We start from the raw sequence: 10,739 nt of genomic DNA on the forward strand, positions 1-10,739 counted from the left end.
ATCTTTTTTCACAGTTTTACTAGCTTTTTCATTTTGGCGCTTTTTTCATATATTTGCAAAAGTGAGATGCACCCGATGCCTCTATTGCCGCTGAGCGAATTATCGAAGCTGCCAATGTCTAAACCGCTATTGCATCTGGATATCGATTATGACCATCAAAGAACAACTTCTCCAAACCATTGAAACACTGCCTGATGACTTGCTAGCACAAACGCTGCAATTCGTCCAAACCCTTCAAAATCCCATTCACAAAACTCCAGGAATTTGTGGCGGTGCAGCGCGAATTCGCGATACCCGCATTCCCGTCTGGACGATTATCGCCTACCAACAACAGGGCGCAACTGAAGCCGAACTTCTCTATAATTATCCAGGACTCACCCTTCAAGATTTGCAAGCGGTTGGGAACTATTACGAACATAACCCAGAAGAAATCGAGCTGTGGCTTGCTGAAAATGAATAACTGCCAATGCTAAAGTTTTACTCAAATGAAAACTTCGCTATGGCGATCGCCCCAACCAACTTATCAATCTCCGCCTCAGTTGTAAAATAGTGAACACAAGCCCGCACACAGTCAGGAGAAAGAATTGTCCGCACCATAATCCCCTGTTTCTCCAACAAATCAACTAGCTGCTTGTGCGGCATCTTATTCCTCAATCGAAACGAAACTAAACCAGCTTCCGGTGCCGAAGTCCGCAAACATTCCACATCGGGAAGTTCCGACAAACGCTCCCAGAGATACTTACTCAAACGGCAAATTTCTGCATACCTTTCCTCGATCGTACCCCATTCATGTTGCAGGGCGATCGCACTCCGCAAACCCGCATACAAAGGATAAGCAGAAGTCGCAATTTCATAGCGCTGTGAACCCGACTTCCACCCAAGGACTTTAGCATTAGCATCCGTCACAATTCCCCGCCAACCGATAAACACCGGATTCAAATCAGCCAAAGCTTCCGCACTCACATAAAGCCCCCCCAAACCTTCCGGACCACACCACCATTTGTGACCAGTAAAAGCATAAAAGTCAACCCCAGATTCAATCAAATTTAAAGGCAAAACCCCCACAGATTGAGCCGCATCAACTAACACTCTAACTTTGTGCTTCTTGGCAGGCAATTCCTCTTCTCCACCCCCTTGAATCAGGGACAAATCCTCTGATCCATCCCCTTGAGCCAGCGAAAAACCCTCTTGTCCCCCCCCTTTGCAAGGGGGGGTTAGGGGGGGTTTTATATCTGTTTCCCCCTCGGATTGAATCAGCGAAAAATCCTCTTGTTCCCCCCCTTTGCAAGAGGGGGCTAGGGGGCGTTCATGACACACTTTCACAATCTCAGCCAGAGGCAAAACTTGGCCAGTATTCCACAAAATGTGACTGATAACCAACAAGCGAGTATTTGGCTGCAAACTATTAGCAATCACCGCCACCGGATCGCCTTCATTCAAAGTAGCCGCCAACGGACAAACCGAAACCTCAATGTTGAAACGGCGCTGAAGTTCCATTACACTAGCTACAATGCCGGGGTGTTCGCAATCAGAAAGCAGCAAATGGTCGCCTGCTTTCCAGTCAATGCCCCACAGCGCAATATTGCAGCCGACGGTGACATCTTCAGTCAGGGCGATGGTTTCGGGAGGGACAGCCAACTCAGATGCGATCGCACGTCGCGTCAGCATCGCCTCCTGAACCACCCAAGCCCCCACCTCCCCCGAAAACGGCCCTCCAAGCTGTACCCGTTTGTAAGCCTCATAAATCGCCTCTAAAGCAGGCTCAGGCAGCGGCCCTTGTCCGCCGTAGTTAAAATAAGCTTTATTGGCCAAAGCTGGGAATTGTTGCCGGTGATTGTCCTTTGTCATTTTTTTTGGGGAATTATTGATAGCGTTAATATTGAATAACTAATGCTGTGAATTTTATACCTTTTGCCTGATACTCTATGCCTTGCGAATACTAAATGTTAATAACTGACAAACTGCTACTTTCCTATCAGCGATGCCATCTCCGAGCATTTTTAGACACCTGCGGAGACTGGAAACAACTAGATCCCCCCAGCGACTTTCTGCTGAAACTGATGCGCGACAGCGCGGCATACCAGCAGCAAGCTTTGGAACACGAGACTTACCAACAACCATATTATCCTAGAGGGGATTGGGAAGCCGGCGCGGCCGCTACATTGAGTTTAATGCAGCAAGGGGTCGATCGCATTTACCGAGGAGTTCTGATCCAGGGCGAATTCGGCAAAACCAACGGCGCAACAACTTCTATGGTAGGAATTGACAGTCAATATTTCCCCGAATTTGGCGAACTCCCCGAAACTCCCGTTGATCTTTCATCCTCCAATCTTCACTCTTCAAACATTACCCTGATCGGCCGCCCCCATTTATTAATCAAACAGCCGGGAAAATCAAAATTTGGCGATTGGAGTTATATTACTGCGGATATTTGGCTTAGCAAGCGACCAAAACTAGAGTATCAAATTATCGCAGCTTTTCACGCCCAAGTTTTAGCTTCCCTGCAGGAAACAATACCCGAGACTGCGTGGCTGATGCTGCGAAAAAAAGGGCTGTGGTCGGTGAATCTAGACCAGCGAACTCCTGAGATGTTCGAGATTTTAGACAACTGCATTCAGATGATAGAAAATCGGGATAAACCAGAGGTGTTTATTTCCCGGCAAAAGTGCAATCTTTGCGGTTGGTATACTATCTGTCACGCCGAAGCCGAATCTATTAAACATCTTTCGTTATTGCCGGGAGTTACTGCCAGCCGCTATGCTAGACTAAAAACTCTCGGAATTACTGATGTAGAAGCTCTCGCTAATGCTAGTTCCGAACTGCTTTCTGAGTATCCAGAATTCCCCGACAGAGTTGCCTTTGATGTAGTGCAGCAAGCTCAATCGCACTTGCTAAATCAACCGCTATTGCGGGAAGAAGGAAGAAGGAAGAAGGAAGAGGGAAGTTCGGCAACGGATTCTGTAACGGATGTAACGGATGTAACGGATGTCAGTCCGATGGAAGTCGGAAGAGGGAAGAAGGAAGAAGGAAGGCACGACACGGATTTTGACACGGATACACCCATTAACGATCGAGAAGAACGTAGAAGTGAGAATTCAGAAGAACTTAACTCATCTGCAATAGTACCAGATATTGGAGACAATATCTTGAATAACATCGCTGTTGAGGAAGTAAAAATTAGAGAAAATAAACCTGCGACATCTTCTATACCTGCGCCAATTCTCCGCAAGAAACCAATTCCCTATTCCCAATCTGTCTTTTTGCCGATCGCCCCAATCGAACTCTACTTTGACATTGAAGCCGAACCCGAGTTAAACTTAGATTACCTGCACGGAGTCTTAGTTGTTGATCGATGCAACAATACGGAAAAATTCCACGGTTTTTTAGCAGAATCAGCAGCAGAGGAAGGTGCAATTTGGGAGCAATTCTTAGAATTAATGTGGGCTTATCCTATTGCTCCGATTTTCCACTTTTGCGACTACGAAGTCAAGACTTTTAAGCGACTGGCTAAACTTTACAATACTCCAGCTTATTTGTGGAAACCCGTGCTGAAAAGGTTTGTAGATATTCACAAACAAGTGACGCAAAAAGCGATTATGCCGGTGGAAAGTTACGCACTCAAACCAATTGCCCGCTGGCTGGGTTTTGACTGGCGAGATGCTAAGGCTAATGGTGCTCAGTGCGTCTGCTGGTACGACGATTGGCTCAAAACTGGCGATCGATCGCTCTTGGAGGCGATCGTCCGCTACAATGAGGACGACTGTCGTGCTACTTATGTGGTTAAAGATTGGTTGACCAATTTTTTGCTAAATCATGAGCCGTGATTTTCTGATTTAATGAACCGCTTTCGTCGCGGCGCGAAGGAAGAAAGGGAAGAGGAAGATAGGTAATAATGTATTTATTGGTAAAATGCGAAAGCTAGGAAAAGCAACTATATTTATTGTCTGTTTTTTGATGGCAGCAACTGTTGCTATTTGGGTAAACCAGTCAGCCAAATCTTTCGCTGTTACGAAAATAGATTTTATCGGCAGAGCAATATTTCCTACAGGTTCTCCTTTTCAGGGGACGGAAATTGGCGGACTATCGAGCATTACTTATGATGCCGAGAAACAAGTTTATTATGCCATTTCTGATGACCGCAGCAGCAAGGCTCCGGCGCGCTTCTATACTCTCAAAATTAACTTGCAATCTGGTAAACTGGAAAAAGAGCAAATTACTTTTACGGGTGTCACTACTTTATTAGATGAAAACGGCAAAGGTTTTCCTGAATTAAGTTTAGATCCCGAAGGGATAGCTTTTACTGGCAATAGCGTGTTTGTTTCTTCTGAGGGAGATGTCGATCGCCAAATAAATCCTTTTATCAAAGAGTTCTCCCTCGATGGTAAACTGCTGAAAACGCTGCCAATTCCTGACCTATTTTTGGCCGACGACAAGGGCAGTAAAGGCATCCGCAACAATCTCGCTTTTGAAAGTTTAACTTTAACGCCCGATCGCAAATACCTATTTACAGCCACAGAAAACGCCTTGGTTCAAGATGGCGCCGTAGCTTCCCTGGAAACCGGGAGCCCGTGCCGGATTTTGCGCTACGATGCGGTGAGCGGCAATCCAGAAGCATCGTTTCTCTACATCACCGAACCGCTACCCGCTGGTGCGAATCCTGTGGGAAAATTAACTACCAACGGTTTAGTGGATTTGTTGGCGATCGACGATAACCGCTTGCTGAGTTTAGAGCGTGCTTTCTCCCTGGAAACCGGCACAACTATCAGAATTTTTGAGATTTCTCTGGAAAAGGGCGATCGTATTGAAGCACTCGAAAGCCTCAAAAGCCGTCTCAGCGAGGTTTCTCCCGCTCAAAAACGCCTGCTGCTGGATTTGGAAACGCTGAAAATTCCCCTAGACAACATTGAGGGGTTGACATTTGGCCCCGCCCTGGCGGATGCTAGCAGAGGTCTGATTTTGGTGAGCGACAACAACTTCAGTCCCCTGCAAGAGACTCAAATTTTGGGCTTCCAAATAAAAGTTCAAAAAACCTCTTGACAAAAGGTGAAGTGATAGGCATAATAGAAATTGTGCCTGAAAAAACGGCAAAACGAGGGACAGTAGTTCAATTGGTTAGAGCACCGCCCTGTCACGGCGGAAGTTGCGGGTTCGAGCCCCGTCTGTCCCGTTCTCTCGGAAGTCCAAAATAAAAAGTTGAAGATTTTTATAGATTAAAAGGGAGGGAAGTATGACCGTTACGCTCATTAACTCCTCCCCAGAAAAAACCACACAACGGGTGGTATTATCTAATATCAGTTGGCAGACTTACCAAAGCTTGTTAGCAGAAGCCGGAGACAAGAGAGCCTCGCGGTTTTCCTATTTTCAAGAAGTATTAGAAATTATCATGCCATCAGATTTGCATGAAACAGTTAACTGTTTGTTGAAACAGTTTGTGACTACTTTAAGTGACGAATTAAAATTGAAACGCAAGGGATTTGGTTCGACGACTCTCAACCGTGAAGATTTAAAACAAGGTGCAGAACCCGATTCCTGTTTTTATATCCAAAATGTCGATCGCATTCGTGGGCGAAAAATTAATTTATCCATCGACCCGCCACCAGATTTAATCATCGAAGTCGATCTCACCAGTCCATCTACTAATCGCTTGACTATCTACAAAAACTTAGGAGTTCCTGAAATTTGGAGATATCTCGGAGAGACTGTACAATTTTTTCAACTTCTGAACGGAGAATATGAAAGCTGTGAATACAGTGGCGCTTTTCCGATTGTTTCTTCAGGAATAATCAATCAATTTTTGCAGATGGCCGAGACGGAGGATGATACGACTATAATTGACGCTTTGCGAGTATGGGTCAGGGAAGAGTTGCGATCGCCCGAAAATCAGCAATAATATTTAACTTAATTTAACTAATTCCTTTCTCCCACGGACGATCGACTCCCAGCAGCCCTCAAAGGTGCGAGGAAATAAAGGGTCGGGCGATCTGATATGTCAGAACCAGGACGATGGGCACGAGGATCGGAATAGCAACTAGCAGCCCCCATTTGCCAAACCTAAGTTTTTGACCGTCCGATTTGAACAGGAAAATCACAGCGGCAATTCCCATAAGTATCCAGAGACCCCCGAACCCCATGAAGACTGTATAGCCTGCATCTTGCATTTTTTTTGACCTTTAATAGTCGTCCATTTTTAATGTTAGTTACAGTCTGTTTCTGCTGACATCTTCTGATAGGCAGATCGAACTTACTAAATATGACTCATTTTGAGTGGGGTCGGCAGCGGCCTTGACTTTCGCACTCGATCCGCTGAGTTCGATCGCTCATAATAGTTGCTAAATCCGGCCTTCCCGTCAGCTTCAGCCGCCAGTCAGCCCAAATTCCGTACAGCCAATTGGCGATCGCCCCGATCGCGGGTAACTTAGTCACAGCATAAACCCAGCCCATACCTAAAATCTCGTAGGTGCGGCGAAAAACCTCCACATTTTTAACTGTCGTACCGTCGGGTAACACCGCGTGAATCCGCCCCATCGCCGTTTCGTAGTCGATTCCGCCGTGGGCCTCCGGGTTGTAGCCATCATCCGCGATATCCACAAACGACACTAAACCTCGCCCCGCGTCGCGTTTCTTCAAGAAATTAACCTCCCGCACGCACAGAGGACATTCACCGTCGTACAGCAACTCAATCTGCCAAGCAGGCGCAACAGACTCGGGTGAGAGCGCCACAGATTCGGAAAACTCAGTTTTAGCAGCAGACATAGGGAAATATATTTTAATGTCGTCGATCGCACACAAACATTTTACAAGCATCCATAGTTATCAGGTGCGCCTTGGGTACTCCTAAAGCAGTTATTTGTGGTGTGAAAAATAGTCCCAAAGGTGAATCCAGTCTTGGCCGCCCGCAATGCTAATATCATCAAGGTGCCTTCTAGTGCCTTGCCGGAGACTTTCGCCCGATCGCTCGTTAGCTCCGCGATCCGAAGGACAGCCCTCGAAGAGGATCGCGTATTATCAAGCAATTCGAGGCAAAGCACCTGCCAAGCACAAATTTTAAGTCGGCAACAAAATATAATAAAATTTGAAGTCTTAAACATCAGCTATTCCCCCAACCCGTAAATCGCCCAATCTAAAAGCAAAAATCTACATGAATGTCAGAGTCCGTCTAGCCCCCAGTCCCACCGGAAACCTACACATCGGTACCGCCAGAACCGCCGTATTTAACTGGCTGTTTGCCCGCAACCAAGGCGGAAAATTCATCCTGCGGGTAGAAGACACAGACGTAGAACGTTCTAAAAGCGAATACACCGATAACATCCTCGAAGGACTCACCTGGCTGGGTATGGAGTGGGACGAAGGCCCGAGTTTTCAGTCCCAACGTCTGGAAATATACCGCCGAGCAGTCCAAACCCTTCTAGACAATGGACTCGCCTACCGCTGCTACACCACGTCGGAAGAACTCGACGAAATGCGGGAAGCACAAAAAGCCAACAAACAAGCCCCCCGCTACGACAACCGGCACCGCAACTTGACAAGCAAAGAGCGCGCAGCTTTTGAAGGCGAAGGGCGACAAGCTGTGATTCGGTTTATCATCGACGACGATCGCACAATTTCTTGGAACGACATGGTGCGCGACACCGTAACCTGGAAAGGTAGCGACCTCGGCGGCGACATGGTAATTGCCAGGGCATCCAGCGGCGGCGTCATCGGCCAACCCCTCTACAACCTCGCAGTAGTTGTCGATGACATCGACATGGGCATCACCCACGTCATCCGCGGCGAAGATCACATCGGCAATACTCCGAAACAAATATTGCTCTACGAAGCTTTGGGCGCGACAATCCCAGAATTTGCCCACACGCCGCTGATTTTAAACTCCCAAGGGCAAAAGCTTTCTAAACGCGACGGCGTAACCTCGATTTCTGACTTCAAAGATATGGGTTACGTCCCCGAAGCTCTAGTTAATTACATGACTTTGCTCGGCTGGACGCCGCCGGATTCAACGCAGGAAATATTTACACTGTCGGAAGCAGCAGAATTATTTACATTCTATCGAGTCAACAAAGCCGGTGCAAAATTTGATTGGGATAAACTCAATTGGCTAAACAGTCAATACCTGCACAAAATGCCAGTGCCGCAATTGACAGATTTGCTGATACCTTATTGGTGGCAGAAAGGCGGTTATGAGTTTGACTTGCAGGCAGACCGAGCCTGGCTCGAACAAATAGCTGCTTTAATCGGCCCGAGTCTCGTTCGCTTAACCGATGCTGTGGATATGTGTAAGGTATTCTTCTCCACCACGGTGGAATACGAAGAAGAAGCACTCGCACAGTTGCAGCAAAAAGGGGCTGCACAGGCTTTACAAGCAGTTGTAGAAGCGATGGAAAGTCATTCCTCCCTGACATCAGCGGAAGCTCAGAAAATCACTAAAAAGCTCAGTAAAGAGAAAAATCTTAACAAAGGGCTAATTATGCGATCGCTCAGAGCTGCTCTGACAGGTGCAATGCACGGCCCCGACCTGATAGAATCTTGGGTAATCCTTCACCAGCGAGGAACGGCTAAAACCCGTTTGCTTGATGCCATTAGCAACTTGAATGGGCCTGCTGCTGGTGTCGCGGACGAAACTCCTACCCCAGAACAACCACACGCAGAAACAGTCGCCGAAAGTTCTGCTACAGAACAGTCAGCAGTGGAGGTTTTAAAAGTCGAAACACCGACTCTTGAAACAGTCGAAACCCCGGTTGTTGAACCATCAGCAGCAGAGGTTTCAGAAGTGGAAAAAGTTGCGATCGAAACAGTCGAAACGCCGACTGTCGAACAAGCAGTGGAAGTTACAGCAGTCGAAATACCGACTTCAGAAACAGGCGAAGTGTCGGCTCTTGAACCAACCGACGGGGAGGTTGCAGCAGTCGAAATACCGGCTCTTGAAACAGTCGCAGCAGCAGTTGAAATACCTGCCGCCAACCAGCAAAAAACTATTGCGAGTGGAGAAATGACTTCATCAAACGAACCAGAAACAACCGTTATCATTACCGAAATTCCTGCCGGAAATGAAGCAGAAAGTTCGATGGGTACAACACAAGTCATAATTACCGACGAACCGCCAAGTCAGACCCAGCAGATCAAAGAACAAATTATCTCAATTTTGTCCGAGTTTCCGGCTTACATCGGCAGCTTTTACGAGCAGTACAAAAGTCCCCTGACTGTTATCGGTGTAATTGTAGCCTCGATTATCTCTTTGAAAGTGCTTTTGGGGATAATAGATGAACTCAACGACATCCCCCTGCTAGCACCCACATTCGAGCTAATTGGTATCGGATACACCGGGTGGTTTGTCTACCGCTATTTGCTGCGATCGTCCAACCGGCAACAATTAGGTGAAGAAATTAAAGCCTTGAAAGAACAAATTTTCGGCAAAAAGTCCTAAACTTTTGTTGGTAATTTGTTGAATTTGTGCCCGACACTGACAATTTTTTATGAGTTGTCGGTGTCGGATTTTTTTGTAGGAATGGGTGATTGAAATCGCTGAGTTTACGGGCACACAAACGAAGTCCACTCCAAGCGGACTAATCGTTAATGGCTAATTCTTCGGTCGAGTGCGCCACCAGACGATCCCAGCCGATCCAAGGGCGATCGCGCAACTCAAAAGAAAGGAAAATAGAAACGGATGCCACAGGATTAAAGGTGCGGGGACGTGGTTTTGTTGCAGCGTCTCGAAGAGTTTGTCTGTGCCGCTGGATGCTGCAATTCCTCCGGCTGCTAAACCGACACCGATCGCCTGTACTGTGCTTTCTAGTCGATCGCCTCGGTTTTTCTCTGCTAATTCGCTCTTGCGGAGTTGGAGTTGGTTGGCGCGATCGCTCCTAGTACAGCACGGCGGAAATAAACAGACCATATTCGTGGGAAAATAAATAGTCGGCTTAAAAACCGTTTCGGCGAACGTATCAAGGAATCACGGTGTGCCTAAGTTAACTCCTAAAACATTAAATTTAAGCGATGACGAGCGGACTCAACTCCAACAGTTGAGCGACAGACACAACACGCCGCAACAGATAGCCCTACGAGCGAGAATAATTCTCATGGCATCTGATAGCCAAAACCATCGTGAAATTGCCCGAAGTTTAGATATCAATAGGCAAATGGCTCGTTTATGGCGAAATCGATGGCTGGAGAGCGACGGCAAGGACTTATCGATTTTGCAAAGATTACAAGATCAAGAGCGTGTGGGTGCACCAGTAAAATTTAGTATGGAACAAGTAATCGAGTTGTTTGCACTCTTTGTGTTCGTCACCAGAAGATTACGGCAGGCCAATAAGTCACTGGACATCTAGAACACTGGCAGATGAAATCATGAAACAAGGCATTATTGAAAGCATATCTGTCCGCCATGTGGGAAGATTACTAGAAGAAGCAGAAGTTAAACCCCACGCCTTGTCGCTACTGGTTAACCCCCGCCTGAAGACGCAGAATTTGACGCAAAAGTGGAAGATATTACTGGTTTATACATGAGTGCGATTGAGCGTCATCTTCAGGGGGAACGCACAATATCCATTGATGAGATGACAGGTATTCAAGCGACTGAGCGCTTACAAAAAGACTTGCCAATGCGACCAGGCAAAGTCGCAAGAAGGGAATTTGAGTACATTCGTCACGGCACACAAAGCTTAATTGGGCGTTGCTGAATTGAGGTATGATCCGACGACCGTCCCTGGCAGTTCAGGTCGAATAGCGCTCAAATCAGAGTATAT

Annotated in this window: 10 protein-coding genes, 1 tRNA gene and 1 pseudogene; 9 read left to right on the top strand and 3 right to left on the bottom strand. The window is 46.9% G+C overall.

Annotated elements, in window-relative coordinates; translation table 11 throughout:
* The first annotated feature begins 148 nt into the window (after positions 1–148).
* Entirely contained in the window at positions 149–460 is a 312-nt protein-coding gene (locus QUA47_RS28720) for a DUF433 domain-containing protein (protein ID WP_333433289.1), read from the top strand.
* Positions 461–477: 17 nt separating this feature from the next.
* Here the strand turns inward: QUA47_RS28720 and QUA47_RS28725 are convergent, their stop codons facing one another.
* A complete protein-coding gene (locus QUA47_RS28725; RefSeq protein ID WP_333433290.1) occupies positions 478–1,848 on the bottom strand; it encodes an aminotransferase class V-fold PLP-dependent enzyme in 1,371 nt (456 codons plus the stop codon).
* A 95-nt stretch (positions 1,849–1,943) separates the two neighbouring features.
* Between QUA47_RS28725 and QUA47_RS28730 the strand changes: the two genes are divergently transcribed.
* From QUA47_RS28730 to QUA47_RS28745, 4 genes are all read left to right on the top strand, one after another.
* Positions 1,944–3,824 (top strand): TM0106 family RecB-like putative nuclease, encoded by a 1,881-nt coding sequence (locus QUA47_RS28730; protein WP_333433291.1) that lies wholly within the window; start codon positions 1,944–1,946, stop codon positions 3,822–3,824.
* A gap of 85 nt (positions 3,825–3,909) precedes the next feature.
* A complete protein-coding gene (locus QUA47_RS28735; RefSeq protein ID WP_333433292.1) occupies positions 3,910–5,037 on the top strand; it encodes an esterase-like activity of phytase family protein in 1,128 nt (375 codons plus the stop codon).
* Between the two features lie 56 nt (positions 5,038–5,093).
* A tRNA-Asp gene (locus QUA47_RS28740) sits at positions 5,094–5,167 on the top strand.
* A gap of 60 nt (positions 5,168–5,227) precedes the next feature.
* Positions 5,228–5,890, top strand: coding sequence for a Uma2 family endonuclease (locus QUA47_RS28745; protein ID WP_333433293.1), 663 nt, complete (start codon positions 5,228–5,230; stop codon positions 5,888–5,890).
* 365 nt (positions 5,891–6,255) lie between these two features.
* On the opposite strand, the gene QUA47_RS28750 is transcribed toward QUA47_RS28745, so the two are convergent.
* Positions 6,256–6,804 (bottom strand): DUF393 domain-containing protein, encoded by a 549-nt coding sequence (locus QUA47_RS28750; protein WP_333433294.1) that lies wholly within the window; start codon positions 6,802–6,804, stop codon positions 6,256–6,258.
* A 334-nt stretch (positions 6,805–7,138) separates the two neighbouring features.
* Here QUA47_RS28750 and gltX point away from each other — a divergent pair.
* Positions 7,139–8,581: pseudogene (gltX, locus tag QUA47_RS28755) on the top strand (glutamate--tRNA ligase); the annotation flags it as partial.
* A gap of 477 nt (positions 8,582–9,058) precedes the next feature.
* On the top strand, positions 9,059–9,418 hold the full coding sequence (locus tag QUA47_RS28760) for a CAAD domain-containing protein (RefSeq protein WP_333433298.1): 360 nt from the start codon (positions 9,059–9,061) through the stop codon (positions 9,416–9,418).
* A gap of 153 nt (positions 9,419–9,571) precedes the next feature.
* Here the strand turns inward: QUA47_RS28760 and QUA47_RS28765 are convergent, their stop codons facing one another.
* Positions 9,572–9,886: a hypothetical protein gene (locus tag QUA47_RS28765; protein WP_333433295.1), complete on the bottom strand. Its 315-nt coding sequence runs from the start codon at positions 9,884–9,886 to the stop codon at positions 9,572–9,574.
* 64 nt (positions 9,887–9,950) lie between these two features.
* Here QUA47_RS28765 and QUA47_RS28770 point away from each other — a divergent pair, with 64 nt between their 5' ends.
* Positions 9,951–10,322, top strand: a complete 372-nt coding sequence (locus QUA47_RS28770; protein ID WP_333433296.1) for a helix-turn-helix domain-containing protein — start codon at positions 9,951–9,953, stop codon at positions 10,320–10,322.
* Positions 10,323–10,341: 19 nt separating this feature from the next.
* Positions 10,342–10,500, top strand: a complete 159-nt coding sequence (locus QUA47_RS28775; protein WP_333433297.1) for a hypothetical protein — start codon at positions 10,342–10,344, stop codon at positions 10,498–10,500.
* Positions 10,501–10,739: the final 239 nt, after the last annotated feature.

Source organism: Microcoleus sp. MON2_D5 (assembly GCF_036701905.1).
In the GTDB taxonomy this organism is placed as follows: Bacteria; Cyanobacteriota; Cyanobacteriia; order Cyanobacteriales; family Microcoleaceae; genus Microcoleus.

Coding starts and splice junctions, on each gene's coding strand:
- QUA47_RS28720 (WP_333433289.1), top strand. CDS start 149: ATGACCATCAAAGAACAACTTCTCCAAACCATTGAAACACTGCCTGAT.
- QUA47_RS28725 (WP_333433290.1), bottom strand. CDS start 1,848: ATGACAAAGGACAATCACCGGCAACAATTCCCAGCTTTGGCCAATAAA.
- QUA47_RS28730 (WP_333433291.1), top strand. CDS start 1,944: ATGTTAATAACTGACAAACTGCTACTTTCCTATCAGCGATGCCATCTC.
- QUA47_RS28735 (WP_333433292.1), top strand. CDS start 3,910: ATGCGAAAGCTAGGAAAAGCAACTATATTTATTGTCTGTTTTTTGATG.
- QUA47_RS28745 (WP_333433293.1), top strand. CDS start 5,228: ATGACCGTTACGCTCATTAACTCCTCCCCAGAAAAAACCACACAACGG.
- QUA47_RS28750 (WP_333433294.1), bottom strand. CDS start 6,804: ATGCTTGTAAAATGTTTGTGTGCGATCGACGACATTAAAATATATTTC.
- QUA47_RS28760 (WP_333433298.1), top strand. CDS start 9,059: ATGGGTACAACACAAGTCATAATTACCGACGAACCGCCAAGTCAGACC.
- QUA47_RS28765 (WP_333433295.1), bottom strand. CDS start 9,886: ATGGTCTGTTTATTTCCGCCGTGCTGTACTAGGAGCGATCGCGCCAAC.
- QUA47_RS28775 (WP_333433297.1), top strand. CDS start 10,342: ATGAAACAAGGCATTATTGAAAGCATATCTGTCCGCCATGTGGGAAGA.